The following is a 17,009-nucleotide window of genomic DNA, read 5'->3' as shown; positions in this document are numbered from 1 at the left end:
CCGGGCCACCACCCGTCACAACGGCAGGCACGCCACCCCAACGATCAAGAGAGGCCACCCGTGGACAAGCGGGCAATCATCAAGGGCCTCCAGGAGCAGCGTGCCGAGCTGAGGTCGAACCTCGACGGCATCCTGGAGACCGTCCACTCTGAGAAGCGCAGCGCGCTGACGGAGGACGAGCGGACGAAGTTTGAGCAGGGCGAGAGCGAGATCCGCGCGATCGACGAGCGGATCGCCGAACTCGACGCGCAGATCGTCGCCGACGAGGCCGCGGCCGAGGTCGCCAAGCGGTATGCCCCGCCGGTGCCGGAGCAGCGTCGCGCCGCCCTGGGCACCGTGGTGACCGAGCCGGAGATCTACCGCTCCGGGCAGGGCGGTCGCAGCTTCTTCAAGGACTTGTGGCTGGCCCGTCAGAAGGGCGACAGGGGGGCCGTCGAGCGCCTGGAGCGCAACAACAAGGTGGTGGCCGAGCAGCGCGCCATCTCTACCGTCAACAGCGCCGGCGGTGAGTGGGTGCCGCCCCTGTGGCTGGAAGAGGAATGGATCAGGTACGTCCGTCCGGGCCGCGTCACCGTGGACCTGTGCGTGATGGGCGACGTCCCCAGCGGCACCGACAGCATCAACATCCCGAAGATGATCAGCGGTACCGCCGTGGCGCCGATGAACGGGCAGAACACCGGCATCCAGCAAACCGACGCGACGACCGGATCGATCGCCAGCTCGGTCGTCACGATCGCTGGCGGCCAGACTGTTTCCCTTCAGCTGATTGAGCAGTCACCGCTCAACATCGACGATCTGATTCTCGCCGACCTGGCCGCGGACTACGCCGCGAAGTGGTCGTTGCAGGCGATCAACGGCTCGGGCTCCAGTGGCCAGGTCACCGGCGTGCTCACGCTGGCCGGCACAACCTCGGTGACGTGGACGCAGTCCACGCCGGCGCTGGGCGGTGCGGGCGGCCTGTATGCCAAGGTCGGGTCGGCGATCCAGTCCATCCACACCACGCGGTTCCTGCCGCCGGACGCGATCATCATGCATCCGCGGCGCTGGGCCTGGTGTGAGACGCAGTCCGACGCCAACGGCCGCCCGCTGGTCGTCCCGGAGTCCGGTGGCCCGTTCAACGTGGTCGCCAACGCGGACGCGCAGATCCCGCAGGGCCGCGTCGGCCGGATGCTCGGCCTGCCCGTGTACGTCGACCCGCAGCTGCCCACCAACCTGGGCGCCGGCACCAACCAGGACGTCATCATCGTCGCCAGGATGAGCGACGTGTACGCGTGGGAGGGCACACCGAGGGCGGAAACGTTCGAGCAGACTTACGCGGGCAACATGTCCGTCCTGTGCCGTCTGTACAACTACGGCTCGTTCCAGGCCGGCCGGTACCCGCAGTCGATCGCCACGATCACGGGCACCGGCGCCGTGACCCCGGCGTTCTGATCCGTTCGCGTGGCGGGAGCACGAGGGGGGCTCCCGCCACGCTTCCCCCGAAGGAGCGGCTGTGGTCTCTGGTCCGTTCACCCTCGTTCCGTCCGTCGCGCGCACCGCATCCGGGAACTCCGGGGCGCTGCCGCTGTCAGGCGCGTCCGTCGTCGACCTGGAGGTCAACGTGTCCGCGGTGTCGGGCACCACTCCGTCGATGACCCTGTCGGTCACCTGGTCCGACGACGGTGTCAACTTCGGTGCCCCGGACGGCAGCCCGGACAGCTTCGCGGCGATCACCGCGGCCGGGACCGTCGTCAAGCAGGTGCAGGCCAAGGGCCTGTACATGCAGCTCAACTGGGCGATCACCGGCACGACGCCGAGCTTCACGTTCTCCGTGCTCGCCGCTACCTGAGAAAGGGCACACACCCATGAACCCGATCAACTACGCCCGGGGCCTGCTCGACGAGCTGGAGACCGCGGTCCGTACCGGCGCGAAGGACCTGGAGCAGCAGGTCCGCGCCGAGCTGGAGGCCATCGCACCCGAGGCCCGCAAGGCGATCGCCGAACTGCGCGGCCTGGTCGACCCGAAGACCATCACGACCTCGAACGGCGAGGAAGTGCCTACCACGGCCGTCGCCGACATCCACGCGGTGGGCCGGCGGCTGGACGAAGTCCTCGGCGACTTCAAGCGGACCGCCAAGACTGCGGGCGCGCCGCAGACTGCCACCCCGCCGGCCGCGAAGTAGCCCGTGGCCGGGGAGCTCGCGCGGCACCTGCGGAGGGTTCGGTCGCAGCATCGGGCCCACCGCCGCCGGTCTCACCATGGCGCCGCGCACGCGCACACGCTCCGCCGCCGCGCTGCGCACAACCACCACCACAAGAAGGCCCACCACACCCGGCACCACCACGTGCACGGGCACCACCTCACGCACGTGAAGCACCACCCGAAGGGCAAGCACCTCAAGCACGCCCGGCACCTGAAGCACGCCCGCAAGACGACCTACCGGCGGCGCCGAGCGCACGGCTTCCGCACGGTCCATCACCGGCTGCATGGCGGCTTCCACGCGGTACGGCACCACCCGGGCCACCCGCGGCACGCCACGCACCACGCGCGGCGGCTGATGCGCCACCGCCACCGCGCCGCGCACCGGCACACGCTGCGGACGCACCGCCAGCACCACCTGCACGCCGTCCGGCACCACCGCTCGGCCCACCACCACGCGCTACACCGCCGGGCCGCCCACCACCTGGCGCATCACCAGCACCGCATCGTGCACCATGCCCACCGCCGCGCGGCGCATCACCACCGCCGCGGCGCGCATCACCGCCGGCACCGCCGCTACCGCTGAGGAGGGCCGATGGCGCAGACCCAGACGCTGTACTACGTCGGCCAGGACGTCGGCGTGACCACGCCCGGCCCGGTGCTGGACGACACCGGCAGCGCGGCCACCGGCACCCTGACGGTTACCCTCACCGTGACGGACCCGACCGGGGCCGTGACGATGCCCGCCGTGTCGTCGACCGGTGGCGGCACCTACGCGGCCGTGGTTCCTTCGGTGGCCACCGCCGGGATCTGGCTGTACCGGTGGACGGCGACCGGGACCGGCGTTGGCTGGGCGTCCGAGGGGCAGTTCACGGTGCGGCCGATGGGCGTCGAGCAGCTCGTTGACCTGGAGTCGGTAAAGAAGCACCTGAACATGCCCCTCAACTCGCAGGCCCAGGACGACGAGTTGCAGGGCTACATCCTGATGGCCGCCGACCAGGCCCGGGACGTCTGCGGACCCTGGTTGCCCGAGCAGCACACGCAGTTCTTCGACGGTGGCGTGAACACCATCGTCCCGGACTGGCTACCGCTCGCCTCGATCCAGTCGGCCACCGAGTATTACGGCCTGTCGGCCTTCCCACTCACCGAGCAGCAGCTCGGCAGCCAGATGAACGCCTTCGCCTACACGGTCGACTACAGCACGGGCCAGATCACCAGGCGCACCTTCGGCGGCCAGGCCGCGATGTTCGCGATCGGTGCGAAGAACGTCAAGATCGTGTACACCGCCGGCCGGCCCGGCAGCGTGCCGTACACCGTGCGGCTCGGCGCGCTGGAGCTGATCCGGCACATGTGGCAGATGACCCAGCAGGGCGGTCGGCCGAAGTTCGGCGGCTCGGCGATGGAGGGCGACACCGCCGTACCGACCGGGTTCGCGCTCCCGGACCGGGTGGTCGAGCTGTGGGCGCCGTACCGCCGTCCGCCGGGGATCGCCTGATGACCACGCCCGTCGGCCAGATCCCGGCCTCGTCGATCCCGGCGGCCCGCGCCTACCTGCTCGCCCAGATCCAGGCGAACACGACCGCCGACCCGGCCTCGCCATCCTCCGAGCTGCTGGTGTGCCTCGACGAGCCGGGCCCGTACCAGCCGGACGACATCATCTCGATCGGCGACGTCCACCAGACCTACAGCCCCGAGGCGACAGTCGGCTCCGGCGGCTCGCACTGGCTGCTGGAGACCTACACCATCACGATCACGGTCGACGTGTATCGCGGCGGCGACGACCCGGCCGGTGTCTTCTCCCGGGCTCGTTCGCTCGCCGACCTGGTGGTGGCGGTCGTCCGCTCCGATCCGTCGCTCGGCGGCGCGGTCGACCGGGGGCGCCCTGGCGGGGTCACCCACGAAGTGCGGTGGGACGACGAGCACAAGGGGCGCCACTGCGTCATCGAAATCGCCATCGAGTGCCTGAAGACCCTGTGAGGAGTGCGGCATGCCCGCTTTCACGTACACCGGCGACGAGGGCCGGTACTACCCGCGGCTCGGCCTCACTCCGGAGCCGGGCCGCGCCTACGACCTCGAAGAGGACCCGGACGACGGCCGCTGGCAGGCCGCGCCGGTGAAGACCACGAAGAAGGCCGGCGTCGCGCCGGAGAAGGAGGTCGGCGATGCCGAAGCCTAGCCATCTCGCGGCGTTCGGCGTGGCGAAGGAGGCCACACCCGGCACCGCCGCGGCGCCCACGATGTGGATCCCGTGGAAGACGCTGACGCCCAAGGACGAGATCACGCTGATCGACGACAAGGGCCAGCGCGCCGCCGCCGTCGAAAGTTTCGGCATCGTCCAGGGCCAGAAGGGCTCGACGCTGGACTTCGGCGGCGACGTGTTCGCCGACAGCATCGGCTTCCCGCTGGCCTCGCTGCTGCCCGACGTCGCAGTCACCGGCGCCTCGGCCCCGTACACGACCACGTTCAGCGTGCTCAACACCGGCGACACCCAACCGCCCGGCCAGACGTACACGATCTTCGACCCGTTGGGGACCTGGCAGTACCCGGGCGAGCAGCTGTCGGAGTTGCAGTTCAAGTGGAACGCGGACGGGCTGTTCGAGTACAGCGCCAAGGCGACGGGCTGGACCTACGTCCCCGGCGCCACGCCGACCGTCTCCAACACCGCGGTGAAGCCGGTCGCGAACTGGACGACGATCACGAAGATCGCCGGTGTGCAGACCTTCGTGATCGACGGCGAGCTGACCATCAAGCGGACCGTGACTGCGATCCGGGGCGCCAACGGCTCGCAAAACCCGTACCGCATCTGGTCCGGCGACGTCGCCGTCGAGGGCAAGCTGACGCTGGTCATGGAGGACACCAGCCAGCGGCAGATCTTCCAGAACTCCACCCCGCAGGCCCTGGACACCTCGTTCACCGCCGGCACCGGGGCGACCGCGACCGGCCTGGAGCTGCACTGCTCGACCGCGGTGTACTCCGAGGGCACCCCGAACTACGGCAAGGACTACATCGAGCTTCCGGTGACGGTGAAGACCTACGCCAACACCAGCGACATCGGCGCCTCGGGCGGCTACAGCCCGATCAAGGCCACCCTGACCAACGCGATGCCCTCCGGGACGTACAAGTGACGATCAAGCGTGAGAACCTGCCCGACGGCGGCTGGGCCGACCTGCGCGACCCGGCCGACATCTCGGAACGGCTGCGGCGGCCGATCCGCGCGATCCAGATGAAGCTCGCGAAGGACCCGGCGTTCGCCGAGGTCGTCAAGGCCGCGCAGGCCAAAGGCGCCCAGGCCGTACGGGAGATGGACGAGGCTGCAGCCGCGCAGGTGGCCGCGCAGATGGGCGACGAGTCCGCGGGGCTGCTCGACGAGCTGAACGACCGCGCGATCCTGGCCCGGGTCGCCGGCTGGTCGTACGGGCCCGAGGTAACCGCGGATGCGCTGCTGGACCTGCCGGGCCCGACCTACGACCGGCTCAAGGCGCTGTGCGCGGCCGGCGCTCTCGACGGCGGCCCGGACTTCTCCGCGTCGCAGGCGGAGGACAGCCCTACCGTGCCCTCTACCGCCTGAGAGTGGCGCTGGAGGGCCGCTTCGAGTACCCGGCGCACCAGTTGCCGATGGAGGCGTACCGGGACTGGCGGCTGTGCCAGGTGGTGGGGCCGCCGGACACGTGGATGGATCTGCCGGCCGAACGCCTCGACTGGATCCTCGCGGTGGACAACGCGGTCGCCGAGGCCCGCGCGAACAAGGAGCGGGAGGCGGCCAGTGGGTGACGTCGAGGTCCGGATCGAGGGGTGGCGCGAGGTCCAGGCCGCGCTGGACCGCATGTCCCGTGACGTCGACACCGCCACCGTGGCAGCGCTGAAGGCGAGCCAGAACCTGGCGAAGAAGATGATCCGCTCGGGGATGCGTGGCCGGCCGCGGTGGGATCACCGTGGCCGTTCGGCCCGGACCGGTGAGAGCGTCAGCCTCAACCTGAACCCGCCGCACGTCACCAAGAGCGGCGGGCCCGGCCGGCTGACCGGGAAGCTCTCCAAGGGCGTCGGCGGGGTGCGGAAGCCGAAGAGGACCGCCGAGGGCTACCAGGGCGGCGTCGGGGTCGGCGGCGGCGTCCGCAACCTCTACAAGAAGCGCGCCGAAGGCCGCTACCCATACGTGGCGCCCGGCATCAAGAAGGCAGAGCCGCGGATGCCGGAGATGTGGGAGGCGGCCTGGGGCCGGGCCACCAAGACCTGACAACTGCATACCGAGGGGGTGGCCCGTGGGCGGACTGCCCCCCGTCTTCATCGAGTTCCTCGGCCGGTCGACCGGTGTCAAGACGGCGATGCGGGACGTCAAGGCCGAGCTGGGCACGACCGCGGCCGAGGGCGAGACCAGCTTCACCAAGTTCGGCCGACTCGGGTCGGCGGCCATCGCCGGTATCGGCATGGCCGCGGCCGGGGCCGCCATCGGCGCGGTGAAGATGGCGGCGGACTTCCAGACCCAGATGACCCGGGTGAGGACCGGCGCCGGCGAGACGGCCGGGAACATGAAGATGGTCTCCGACGGCATCCTGGCGATGGCCGGGCAGGTCGGGATGTCCACCCAGCAGCTGACCACCGGTCTGTACACCGTGGAGTCCGCCGGCTACCACGGTGCGGACGCCCTCAACGTGCTGCGGAACAGCGCGATGGGCGCGAAGGTTGGCGCGGCCGACCTGGGAACGGTCACCGACGCCGTCACGACCGCGATGAACGCCTACAAGATGGGCGCCGGGCAGGCCGCGGCCGTGACGAACGCGCTGATCGGTACCGAGGCCGAGGGCAAGACCAACATGGAAGCGCTGGCCGGTTCCATGGCGAACATCCTGCCTACCGCCGCCGCCGCGCACGTGGGTCTGAACGAAGTGCTCGGCGCGATGGCGACGATGACCGCGCAGGGCACCCCGGCCGCCGTCGCGGCGACCTACCTGCGGCAGACCATCGGCGCCCTGTCCAACCCCTCCGGCAGGGCTGCCCAGGAGATGCAGTCGCTGGGCCTGAGCGCGGTCAAGGTGGGCCAGAACCTGGGCAGTCACGGCCTGGCCTCGACACTGACCATGCTCACCGACGCGATCCAGCGGAAGATGGGCCCCGCCGGCACTGTGCTGATCGAGCACCTGGCCAAGGCCGCGAAGCAGTCCAACACCTTCCAGAAGGCGTTGGCGAACCTGCCCCCGGCCCAGCAGACGTACATCGGCGCGCTGGCCACGATGGTCGGCGGCACGAAATCGATGCAGGCGGCGCTGGAGCTCACCGGGCCGCACATGAAGGACTTCCAGAAGAACACCGAGGGCATCGCCGAGCACGTCAAGGCCGGCGGGAAGAACATCGAGGGCTGGGCCGACGTTCAGAAGACCCTGAACCAGAAGCTCGCCGAGGCCAAGGCCGGATTGCAGGCGCTGACCATCCAGATCGGCCAGGCCCTCCTTCCTGTGGCCACCAGGCTCATGGGCGTGTTCGCCCAGGTGGTGGGCTGGCTGACGCGGCACACGACGGTGGCCAAGGGCCTGGCGATCGTCATCGGGGGCGCGCTCGTCGTCGCATTGGCGGCAGCAGCGGTGGCGATGTGGACCTTCACGGCTGCCGCCCTGGCCAACCCGGTTGTGTGGATCATCGTCGGAATCGTGGCGCTGGTGACCGCGATCGTGATGCTGGCGCTGCACTGGCGCCAGGTCTGGAACGAGATCAAGTCGATCGCGGAGACGGTCGGTCACGCGCTGGCGACCGCGTGGCACACGGTGGCCTCAGTAACGGTGTCCGTGTGGCACACGGTGGCCGGCGCGGTGTCCACGGCGTGGCACGCGGTCGCCAACTTCCTGTCGTCGGCCTGGCACGCGGTGGCGGACCCGATCGTCCGGGCCTGGCGCTGGGTCGAGTCCGTCACCACCACGGTGTGGAACGCCATCGTGGGCTTCTTCAAGCGATGGTGGCCGCTGCTGCTGGTGATCTTCGCGCCACCGATCGCGCTGATCCTCGCCATCTGGAACCACTTCCACAAGCAGATCGAGGCGTTCGCCCACACGGTCTGGAACGGGCTGCTCGCCTTCTTCCGGGGCGCCTGGGCCGTGATCAAAACGGTCGCGGGCGTGATCTGGACCGGTATCCGTGTTGCGATCGTCCAGCCGATCGAGGACGTCTGGCACGCGCTGGTGTCGATCTGGCACACGGTGTCCGGGTGGCTGGCGACCGCCTGGCACGGCATCGAGCGCGTCGCGGGAGTGGTCTGGGACGGCATCAAGTCGGCGATGATCGACCCGATCACGCACGCGTGGCACACGATCACCAGCATCGTCGGCCGGATCGGCAGCGCCCTCGGCACCGGCATCCGGGGCGCGTGGAACGCGGTATCCGGGTGGATCGGGCGCTTCTGGGACATCGGCTCCAACATCGTGTGGGGCATCATCCACGGCGTGGAGAACGCGGCCGGCGCGCTCTTCGACAGCCTGAAGAACCTCGCCTCGGACGCCCTGGATGCCGCGAAGAGCTTCCTGGGCATCAACTCGCCGAGCCGGGCGTTCGCCGACCACGTCGGCACCGCGATCCCCGAGGGCATCGCCAAGGGCGTCACCGACAACGCGCACCTGGCTCACATGGCCGTCGGCGCGCTGGCGGGCAGTCTGTCCGCGCAGACCGTCAGCATCGGCACCGCGGTGGGCGGTCCGGCCGCCGGGTACGCGGCGGCTGGGTACGGCGGTCAGCCGGCCGTGGCCGAGGTGACCACCATCGTCCAGCTCGACTCGGATGTGCTCTACAAGCAGATGCAGCGCAAGGCGATGCAGTACGAGCGCCGGAACTTGACCAACGGCCTCAGCCTGGCCCGCGGCTGACCAGCATCGGAGGACTGTGTGACAACCCCGGCCGGGTACGCCCTCGACGGCCCGCTGATCTCGTCGTGGCCGCGGGTGATCCTCCAGATCGCCTGGACCGCCGGCGGCAACAGCACGGCACCGAACCACTGGTACACCGTGAGCAGCCGCCTGCGTGGCTCGTGGAAGGCCGAGCTGGCGGGGCGCCAGTACGAGCTCGATGCCGTCCAGTCCGGGCAGATGTCCTTCTCCCTCGACAACGTGGACGGGGCCTTCGACCCGGACAACACGTCGAGTTTCTTCTACCCCTACGTGGTGCCCTACCGGCGGTGCCGGCTGGTCCTCCAGACCAGCCCGACTCGCAACCTGCTCTACCAGGGCATCGCCACCGGCACCAGCACCGGAGCTGTGGCCGCGAGCACCGGCACGATCGGCATGACCACCGGCCTGGCCGCATCCCCGTCGGGCCTGACGACGGCGCTCACCTGGGCCGTGCCCAACGGTGCTGCGTCCGGGGCAGCTTTCGGGCTGGCCGGGGCCACCCAGTCCTGGGCGACCACCGCCTCGTGGGCCGTCACCGTCACCCCGGGTGCCGCGTACTCGGCCGGGGTGGACATCTCCCTGGCCGCCGGCGGCATGTCGTCCCTGGGCGTCCAGCAGCAGATCGCCTTCTACGACCTGAACGGCAACGCGCTCACCTCCAGCTCGGCCTCGGCGACCGTCACGACCTCCTGGTCCCGGATCACGGTCTCCGGCGCCGCCCAGGCCACCGCGGCGTTCGCCATCGTGTCCCTGGTCACGACCGCGGCCACCACGGCGGCCACCACCGTTCAGGTCACCGGCTGGCAGCTGGAACAGGCCGCCGCACCCACCCCTTGGGCCGACCCCGGGCCGTTCACCTCGGTGTGGCAGGGATTCGTCGAGCGGTGGCCGCAGAAGTACGAGCAGAACGGTAAATACGGCGTCGTCCAGGTAACAGCGGTCGACGCGCTGGCTCCGCTGTCCCAGCTCACCCTCGGCTACGCCATGCCCGCCTGGGTGGCCAGCCAGATCACGCCGCAGTACTGGTTCGACCTGGCCAGCACCACCGCCAGCCCCGACATCTCCGGAGGCAAGGCGTTCCCGGACCTGGGCGGCTCGGCCGCGGTGCTGGACATCGTCGGCTCGAACATCGCCACCGGCACGTCGATCACCAGCACCTCCAGCGTCGGCACCCTGTGGAACACGCCCGGCCCGGTGATCACCCTGTCGAACTCCCAGGCCAGCAGCGGCGGCTCCGCGTCCGGCGCCAGCTACCTCCAGCCGCGTACCCCCAGCGGCGGCACGGTCATGCTGCCCACCTCCGGCGGCTGGACGCGCATGATCTGTTTCCGCACCACCGTGACCCCCGGTACCGGCGGCACCTACTCGGCCACCAGCCTGTGGTGCGCCGCTGGGCCCGGCTTCTACTCCGGCACCGGCGACAAGTCCGGCGTCTACTGCTTCATCAACAGCACCGGCAACGTCGGCGTAAATGTGCAGAACAGCACCGGCAGCAGCCTCGCCACCACCAACACGCAGCAGTTCGTGTGCGACGGCAACTGGCACTGCGCCGTCGTCAGCCTCAGTGCCGACGGCAAGACTCTGACCGTGGCGGTCGACTCCTACATCACCTGGCACAACACGGCCACGTCGGACATGCACTCCACCACCTACGACCACGACGCCATCGGCACCTTCCTCGCCGACAGCAACGTCAACACCCAGCCCTTCGCGGGCGACCTGGCCTGGGTCGCCCAGTGGAACGCCGAACTGACCCAGTCCCAGCGCGGCGACCTGTGCCTGGGGTTCGCCAACGGCTGGGCCGGCGACAACAACGGAACCAGGCTCAACAGGGTCCTCACCCTGGCCAACTTCCACTCCGGCGCCGTCTACAACTCCGCCTACATCGCCGCCGAGGCCATCCTGGGCGGCACCAGCTTCCAGGGCCGCTCACCGCTGGACGTGATCCAGGAGTGCGCCGACACCGAGGTCGGCCAGTTCACCGTCAACCGCGCCGGCGTGCCCGTCCTGTACGGGCAACTGTGGCGGTGGATCCAGAGCCAGCCCGTCGTCACCTTCGGCGAGCACACGGCGGCCGGCGAGATCCCCTACCTCGACGACGTCGAGTTCGAGCAGGACCCCGCCCACCTGTACAACGACATCCAGATCACCTGCGACGGGTCGGTGGACCTGACGAACACCAACGCCCTCCAGGAGGTGTCCGACGCGACCAGCCAGGCCGCGTACTTCCCCCAGAGTCTCCAGCGGACCATCACCCCCAACTTCGTCTCCAACGGGATGGCGGTCGCCCAGTACCTGCTCAGCCAGTACAAGGACCCGCACACCCGGCTCCAGGGCCTGACGATCGACCTCGCGGCCAACCCGAGTGTGCTGACGGCCCTGTCGACGCTGAACTTCGGCGACATGGTCAGGGTCAACCGGCGTCCGGCGCTGGCTCCGTCGAAGACGCTCGACTGTTTCCTTGAGCAGGTCGCATGGTCCGGCGACGACACCGGCGCCAACCTCAAGCTGCACCTTCAGATGTCCCCGGCCAGCCAGTACCGGTACGGAGTGATCTCCGCCGCCTGGGCGACGCTCACCGCCGGCGTTGCAGCCGGCGTCACCACGGTCACCCTCGGACCGGTCAGCGGGAACGCCGCGATTGCCGCGCAGTACGTCATCCCGTCCGGCACCGGCTACCAGATGACCCTGGGCTACGGGACGGCGAACGCCGAGACGGTCACCATCCAGTCGGTGCAGGCGGTGGCCGTCGGCTACAGCACGGTGCAGATCACCTTCACCGCGGCCACCACCCAGCCCCACAGCGCAGGCGACTACCTGTGCGACATCAACCCCGGCAACCTCGCCATCCCGCCGGTCGGACGCTACCCCACTTGCTTCGACGGCTCGTCCCAGACCGGCGGCACCAGCCCGCTGGTCAGTTTCTGATCAGCAAGGACGCCGATGACCAACCAGCCTCTCCCTCAGCTCACGACCCCGCAGGCCGGCTTCGCCATCTCGCAGGCGTACCTGACCCAGCAGGTCTACAACCCGCTGACGTTTCTGCTCAACCCACCGTCGGCGTTCCTGTACGCCAGCGCCACGCAGACGATCAACTCGGGTACGAACACTCTGGTCAACCTGTCCGGGGCCTCCTTCGACCCCTACGGCGGCTTCAACTCCAGCACGCATGCCTGGGTCGTGCCGGTGTCCGGCTGGTACGACGTCGAGGGCGTGGTCCACTTCAACAGCGCGACGGCCGGCAACCGGGCCGCGTGGGTGACCACCGACCTGGTCGGCCTGGGCGCCATTACCTACACCGAGCGGTGGGCGCAGACCGGCGGCGGGAACGTCTCGGCGATCTGCGGCGGCATCTTGTCCCTCACCCAGAACCAGAGCATCGGCCTGGTGGGCTACCAGTCCTCCGGGGCCGGGCTCGGGACCGTGTCTACCAGCAACGGGGCCGCCACGCTCAAACTGCGGTTCCTCCACGCCTGATGGGGCCACTTCATGTCGCAGACCAACGACAGCACCACCTACCAGATCAGCATCAGCGCCGGTCCGGCCGACGGCGGCATGCTCAATTTCACCGCGCAGAACGGCGCCAACGACGCCTTCGTCCTTGCGCTCACCGCCGCCATCAAGGGCGTGTCCTGGCCCGCCGGGGAGACGCCGCTGAGCATCAACGTCACCAAGCTCCAGGCCGCCAACACGGCCTCGACGGCCGATTTCACCGTCACGCCGCCCGTCTTCAGCTGAACGAGGCACTCGCTCAGCCCGGCCCCGGTGCCCCGGGGCCTTCTTCATGCCCGGAGGCCCGATGCCCGCCCACGACCAGGCCCCGGTGGCCGCTCACGCCCAGGCGGAGACACACCGGTACACCATGCACTTCCCCGAGCACGCCCCGCGTGAGTCGGATCCGCACTACGCGGCGTTCGAGGCGTACCGGCGCCACACCAAGGACACCGCAGCCTGCTACGTCGGCGAGCGCGCCGGCGCCGCCGCGTGCTCGCCCGGGCTGCTGGAGCTGCATCACGCCGTGCTGGAGTTCGCAGTCGCCAACGCCGCCGATCCGCGCGCTCTGCACCGCGACTTCCCGGAGATCGCCGCCGACGCGTCCCCGGACGAGATCGCCGCGTGGCTGGAGAGTTCGCCGGGTGAGTTCCGCTGGCTGTGCGCTTTCCACCACCGCGGGCACGGCGGCGCCCACACCGCGAGCCATGCGGACTGGACGGCGCAGCTGTACGTCCCGGGGCTGATCAGCTGATGGCTGGGTGGCTGTGGTGGGCCTGGCTCCAGATCTGGCCGAACTTGGCCGCGAACGTGCTGTGGGTGCCGCTCGCCGCGCTCCACCACCGCCGCGTGAAGCGACACCTGCACGAGCAGCAACGCGCCGTTCAACAGCTCATCGAGGAGGGCTCGCCGTGACGTCCGGAGTCGACTACCCCTGGAGCCACCCGGCCCCAGCACAACTACGGGCCGCCGGCGTTCGCTTCGCCATGCGGTACCTGTCCGCCGACCCGACGAAGAACCTCACCCTGGCCGAGGCCAAGTCCCTGGCTGCCGAGGGCATCTGGGTCGGTGTGGTGTGGGAGACCACCGCCGACCGCATGCTCTCCGGCCGCCCGGGCGGCATCGCCGACGCCAAGGCTGCCCTGGCTCAGGCGAGAGAGTGCGGCATGCCGGAGGACCGGCCGATCTACTTCGCCGCCGACTTCGACGTCACGCCCGAGCAGCAGGGCCCGGTGAACGCCTACTTGTTCGGTGCTGCGTCCGTCCTCGGCGCGGCGCGGGTGGGTGTGTACGGCGGCTACTACACGGTGAAGCGGGCCCTCGACCGCGGCGCCGCCCGCTGGGCCTGGCAGGCGTCGGCGTGGTCTGGCGGCCAGTGGGACCCGCGGGCCCACATCCAGCAGCCCATCGACACGGTGACCATCGGCGGCGTCGAATGCGACCGCGACACCGCCATGACCAGCGACTTCGGGCAGTGGATGCCCGGCCTATCCCCGGAGGACGACATGCCTCTCACCACCGACGACATCAACAAGATCGCCCTCGCGGTCAACGCCTACAAGAACCCCTCCACCGGCCCCGACCTGTGGGCAAAGGTCGGCGACATCCACAAGGCCGTCGTCGAACGCTCCATCCCGTCGCTGGTCGACGGCGCCGCTCACAGCCTCGGCGAGCACGAGCGGGCGACGAACGCCGCCGCGCTGGCGACCCGGGCCGAGGTCGCCGAGCTGTCGCAGAAGGTGGACAAGCTCGCGACGACGCTGGCCGCGATCGCCAAGAAGGTAGGCGCCTGATGAACCGTCGTTGGCTGGATCTCGGCGAGCGGACCGTCGCCACCTACGTCCAGGCCGTCTGCGGACTGCTGCTGGCCGACGCGACCGGGCTGATGTCGCTCGGCGCGCTGCGGGCCGCCGCGGTGGCTGCGCTGCCGGCCGCGTTCGCGGTGATCAAGAGCGCGCTGGCGCTCGGGCTCGGACCGAGCGGGACCGCATCACTGCTGCCGCCGGCCCCGCCGTCGGGGGCCGCCGCCGGTCCGGAGGCGATCCGGGCTGCGCCGTCTGGTCCGGAGGCGGCTGGGTGAACGAACCGCCGACGGGTGTCCCGGCCGTGGACGCCGCGGGGATCTGGTGCGCTGCGGCCGTGGCGATCGCCGGCGGCCTGGCGCTGCTGTGGCGCGTCGTCCGCGCGGTGCGGCGCACCGTGCACCGGGTCGACGACTTCATCGACGACTGGCAGGGCGTTCCGCCGCGCCCGGGCGTCCCCGCCCGGCCGGGCGTCATGGAGCGGCTGGACCGGATCGAACACCGCGTCGGCCTGGTCGTGCACGAGGTCCGGCCGAACTCCGGCAGCAGCCTTCGGGACGCCGTCGACCGCGTTGATCAGCGCACCGCCCGCATCGCGCCTGACGAGCCCTGATTCGCCCCCGTCTGGTCCTCCGGGACCGGGCGGGGGCATTTCCTGTTCCTCTGTTGATGGCGGCCGGTCGCTGCCCGTTCACAACGGGAAATACGGCTGGTTCTTGTACCGTTCGACGATCCTGCGAATGACTTGACATGGAGCCTGCTCGCCCACGCAGATGGGGCATTCTCCTTGTCTTCGTCGCGTTTCCAACCATAGAGCTTCGGCAGGCCATGACCCGCATCCGGACCATCGTTCGGTATAGATCACGGTGTATCTGTCCCGTTCGCGAAACCATTGCATGTATTGTCGAATATCGCGAGGGGCGCCATCGCGTCTGTGGCTGTAGGAAGTTAGGTTTCTTCCGTCCCATTTCAACGGAGCGCCAGGTCGGTGTTCGTCGACAATCTGTTGCCGCTCTAGAGCCTCCGCGAGAGCTTTCTGGCCACGTTTGGATCGCGGGGTATGCCGAGGAGTCCGAATGTGTTTCTCTTCTTCATTCAGTTGGCGTTGCAGCCAACTGAACTTATAGTTGATTCGATAGTGCGTCCCACTATGGGCGATGTTGTACTGCGGAACTTCAGTCACGATGGCGTGGGTCTCGGCATGCGCCGCCTTCGCTCGGTCTTCGAACCACTCGATCGTGTGCTCGGCGACCTCCGGCCACCAGGGTTTCCTCTTGTCTCGTGCGTGGTCTTTGAAGCGCTCTTCGACGTTGCAGGTGATTCCGACGTAAAGCAACTGCCGATCAGCGCCGTAAAAGCGGTACAAGGCTGTGCGGCGCTCGTTGATCTCCTGCCATAGGTTGGCGCGCCCCGTGCTTCCTGGTCCTCGTTCGGTCATGGGCGCATCGTGACGCCAGGCACTGACATACGTGGCATTCGGATTACATCGGCTTCATCGCCCCGGTGCCCCACCAGAAAGCCCGAGTGTAGGACGCCCGGCCCAGCCGGCCGGAAAGGCGACGGCCCCCGCGGGTGGGTGCGGGGGCCGTGCAGCGGTCAGCCTACTCTGGGCCGCTGATCGGCTGTTGCTCAGATGGTGGCCGTGCGCTCCAGCACCTCCCGGACGGGGGCGACGTCCCGGTGGCCGGCCAGACGCTGGAGCAGACCGTTGACCCAGCGGTCGGTTCGCGGAGAGGCGGTGCGCTCGGCGAGTTCGACCGCGCGGGAAGTCGAGGCGGCGGCCCGGTCGATCTCGCCGGCGTCCAGGTAGGAGTCGGCCAGCCAGCACTCCAGCATGGCGACCTCGCGGGCGTGGGTGTCGTCGTACGGTGCGGTGACCGTCTCCAGCACGGGGATGGCCTGAACAGGCCGGTGCAGCTCCGCCCAGCAGCGGCCGACCATGATGCGGCTCTCGTCGCGGTTGATCCAGTACAGCCAGTCCGGCTCCGGCTCGGCGTGATCATCGCGATGGTCGTGTGCATCCTCGGCCAGGCTGATGGCGTGGTCGACGCCTCGTGCGTCGCCGGTGCGCGCGCACGCGAACGCCATGCGGTCGGCGAGCACCACGCGGGCCGCGGGCAGCGCGTCGCGCGGGGCGTTCGCCCACGACGCGCGGGCCATCGCGACGGACTCACCCGGCGTGGAACTGCTGGCCGTGATGTACGCCAGCTCGGAGAGAGTGGAGGCGGCCAGGAGCCGGTTCCCGGCCTGGTTCGCCGCCGCCGTCGCCCGCAGCGCGTGGCGCCGGGCATCCTCCAGCTTCCCCGCGTCGAACGCCGTCCAGGCCGTGAACTGGCCGAACTCGGCGAGGACGGAGAGGAGGTCGGTGCCTACGCGGTCGCTGTACGAGCCCCGCAGCATCTCGTCGACGCGGGTCATCTCGCGCAGAGCGATGGGGTAGGTGCTGGCGCCTCCGGTGTAGTCGTCGAGGCGCCGCAGATCCGAAAGCTGGCGTCGGGCGCGGTCGACGTCGGCGACGCCGTACCGGCGCCCGGGCGGCGCCGCTTGGCCGGCCGCGGCTGCAAGGGGCACGGCAGCGAGCGCGCCGAGGGTGGCGCCTGTGAATTCGCGTCGGTCCACGTCGTCCTCCGAACTGGGGGGTGGATTGATGATGCCCGGCGTTGCGCTTCC

22 protein-coding genes are annotated in these 17,009 nt (G+C 69.7%); 20 read left to right on the top strand and 2 right to left on the bottom strand.

Annotated elements, in window-relative coordinates:
* The first annotated feature begins 60 nt into the window (after nucleotides 1-60).
* The 20 genes from SCATT_RS10500 to SCATT_RS10410 all read left to right on the top strand — a co-directional run bounded on the left by SCATT_RS10500 (nucleotide 61) and on the right by SCATT_RS10410 (nucleotide 14,952).
* Nucleotides 61-1,431 carry a phage major capsid protein gene (locus SCATT_RS10500; RefSeq protein WP_014142994.1) on the top strand — a complete coding sequence of 457 codons (1,371 nt, stop codon included), beginning with the start codon at nucleotides 61-63 and terminating at the stop codon, nucleotides 1,429-1,431.
* 61 nt (nucleotides 1,432-1,492) lie between these two features.
* A complete protein-coding gene (locus SCATT_RS10495) occupies nucleotides 1,493-1,828 on the top strand; it encodes a hypothetical protein (RefSeq protein WP_014142993.1) in 336 nt (111 codons plus the stop codon).
* 16 nt (nucleotides 1,829-1,844) lie between these two features.
* A complete protein-coding gene (locus tag SCATT_RS10490; RefSeq protein ID WP_014142992.1) occupies nucleotides 1,845-2,162 on the top strand; it encodes a hypothetical protein in 318 nt (105 codons plus the stop codon).
* A gap of 186 nt (nucleotides 2,163-2,348) precedes the next feature.
* Nucleotides 2,349-2,765 carry a hypothetical protein gene (locus SCATT_RS10485; RefSeq protein WP_231905063.1) on the top strand — a complete coding sequence of 139 codons (417 nt, stop codon included), beginning with the start codon at nucleotides 2,349-2,351 and terminating at the stop codon, nucleotides 2,763-2,765.
* A 9-nt stretch (nucleotides 2,766-2,774) separates the two neighbouring features.
* Entirely contained in the window at nucleotides 2,775-3,674 is a 900-nt protein-coding gene (locus tag SCATT_RS10480; RefSeq protein ID WP_014142990.1) for a hypothetical protein, read from the top strand.
* Nucleotides 3,674-4,156, top strand: a complete 483-nt coding sequence (locus SCATT_RS10475) for a hypothetical protein (protein WP_014142989.1) — start codon at nucleotides 3,674-3,676, stop codon at nucleotides 4,154-4,156. Before SCATT_RS10480 ends, SCATT_RS10475 begins: the two co-directional genes overlap by 1 nt.
* 10 nt (nucleotides 4,157-4,166) lie before the next feature.
* Nucleotides 4,167-4,355: a hypothetical protein gene (locus SCATT_RS10470; protein WP_014142988.1), complete on the top strand. Its 189-nt coding sequence runs from the start codon at nucleotides 4,167-4,169 to the stop codon at nucleotides 4,353-4,355.
* Complete coding sequence (locus SCATT_RS10465) at nucleotides 4,342-5,304, top strand: phage tail tube protein (protein WP_014142987.1); 963 nt, start codon at nucleotides 4,342-4,344, stop codon at nucleotides 5,302-5,304. Before SCATT_RS10470 ends, SCATT_RS10465 begins: the two co-directional genes overlap by 14 nt.
* Nucleotides 5,301-5,747, top strand: coding sequence for a hypothetical protein (locus SCATT_RS10460; RefSeq protein WP_014142986.1), 447 nt, complete (start codon nucleotides 5,301-5,303; stop codon nucleotides 5,745-5,747). The genes SCATT_RS10465 and SCATT_RS10460 overlap by 4 nt, the downstream gene beginning before the upstream one ends.
* A gap of 2 nt (nucleotides 5,748-5,749) precedes the next feature.
* On the top strand, nucleotides 5,750-5,950 hold the full coding sequence (locus tag SCATT_RS10455) for a hypothetical protein (protein ID WP_014142985.1): 201 nt from the start codon (nucleotides 5,750-5,752) through the stop codon (nucleotides 5,948-5,950).
* Complete coding sequence (locus SCATT_RS10450; RefSeq protein WP_014142984.1) at nucleotides 5,943-6,413, top strand: hypothetical protein; 471 nt, start codon at nucleotides 5,943-5,945, stop codon at nucleotides 6,411-6,413. The genes SCATT_RS10455 and SCATT_RS10450 overlap by 8 nt, the downstream gene beginning before the upstream one ends.
* Before the next feature lie 25 nt (nucleotides 6,414-6,438).
* Nucleotides 6,439-9,024 (top strand): phage tail tape measure protein, encoded by a 2,586-nt coding sequence (locus SCATT_RS10445; protein ID WP_014142983.1) that lies wholly within the window; start codon nucleotides 6,439-6,441, stop codon nucleotides 9,022-9,024.
* An 18-nt stretch (nucleotides 9,025-9,042) separates the two neighbouring features.
* Nucleotides 9,043-11,973: a LamG domain-containing protein gene (locus SCATT_RS10440; protein ID WP_014142982.1), complete on the top strand. Its 2,931-nt coding sequence runs from the start codon at nucleotides 9,043-9,045 to the stop codon at nucleotides 11,971-11,973.
* A gap of 15 nt (nucleotides 11,974-11,988) precedes the next feature.
* The gene (locus tag SCATT_RS10435) at nucleotides 11,989-12,522 is read left to right on the top strand and encodes a hypothetical protein (protein WP_014142981.1); all 534 of its coding nucleotides are present in this window, start codon (nucleotides 11,989-11,991) and stop codon (nucleotides 12,520-12,522) included.
* Nucleotides 12,523-12,534: 12 nt separating this feature from the next.
* Nucleotides 12,535-12,783 carry a hypothetical protein gene (locus SCATT_RS10430; protein ID WP_014142980.1) on the top strand — a complete coding sequence of 83 codons (249 nt, stop codon included), beginning with the start codon at nucleotides 12,535-12,537 and terminating at the stop codon, nucleotides 12,781-12,783.
* 61 nt (nucleotides 12,784-12,844) lie between these two features.
* A complete protein-coding gene (locus SCATT_RS10425) occupies nucleotides 12,845-13,291 on the top strand; it encodes a hypothetical protein (RefSeq protein ID WP_014142979.1) in 447 nt (148 codons plus the stop codon).
* Nucleotides 13,291-13,452, top strand: a complete 162-nt coding sequence (locus SCATT_RS38525) for a hypothetical protein (protein ID WP_014627627.1) — start codon at nucleotides 13,291-13,293, stop codon at nucleotides 13,450-13,452. Before SCATT_RS10425 ends, SCATT_RS38525 begins: the two co-directional genes overlap by 1 nt.
* Nucleotides 13,449-14,330: a glycoside hydrolase domain-containing protein gene (locus tag SCATT_RS10420; RefSeq protein ID WP_014627628.1), complete on the top strand. Its 882-nt coding sequence runs from the start codon at nucleotides 13,449-13,451 to the stop codon at nucleotides 14,328-14,330. The genes SCATT_RS38525 and SCATT_RS10420 overlap by 4 nt, the downstream gene beginning before the upstream one ends.
* Complete coding sequence (locus SCATT_RS10415) at nucleotides 14,330-14,617, top strand: holin (RefSeq protein WP_014142978.1); 288 nt, start codon at nucleotides 14,330-14,332, stop codon at nucleotides 14,615-14,617. Before SCATT_RS10420 ends, SCATT_RS10415 begins: the two co-directional genes overlap by 1 nt.
* On the top strand, nucleotides 14,614-14,952 hold the full coding sequence (locus tag SCATT_RS10410) for a hypothetical protein (RefSeq protein WP_014142977.1): 339 nt from the start codon (nucleotides 14,614-14,616) through the stop codon (nucleotides 14,950-14,952). The genes SCATT_RS10415 and SCATT_RS10410 overlap by 4 nt, the downstream gene beginning before the upstream one ends.
* Before the next feature lie 78 nt (nucleotides 14,953-15,030).
* On the opposite strand, the gene SCATT_RS36250 is transcribed toward SCATT_RS10410, so the two are convergent.
* Together SCATT_RS36250 and SCATT_RS10400 are read right to left on the bottom strand one after the other, a co-directional pair.
* Complete coding sequence (locus SCATT_RS36250; RefSeq protein WP_014142976.1) at nucleotides 15,031-15,777, bottom strand: GIY-YIG nuclease family protein; 747 nt, start codon at nucleotides 15,775-15,777, stop codon at nucleotides 15,031-15,033.
* A 191-nt stretch (nucleotides 15,778-15,968) separates the two neighbouring features.
* Nucleotides 15,969-16,958, bottom strand: coding sequence for an XRE family transcriptional regulator (locus SCATT_RS10400; RefSeq protein ID WP_231905062.1), 990 nt, complete (start codon nucleotides 16,956-16,958; stop codon nucleotides 15,969-15,971).
* Between the last annotated feature and the right edge of the window lie 51 nt (nucleotides 16,959-17,009).

Origin of the sequence: Streptantibioticus cattleyicolor NRRL 8057 = DSM 46488, assembly GCF_000240165.1 — a bacterium.
GTDB lineage: Bacteria > Actinomycetota > Actinomycetes > Streptomycetales > Streptomycetaceae > Streptantibioticus > Streptantibioticus cattleyicolor.
The sequence above is the reverse complement of the archived record's forward strand: the minus strand, read 5'-3'. Positions and strand labels throughout refer to the sequence as shown.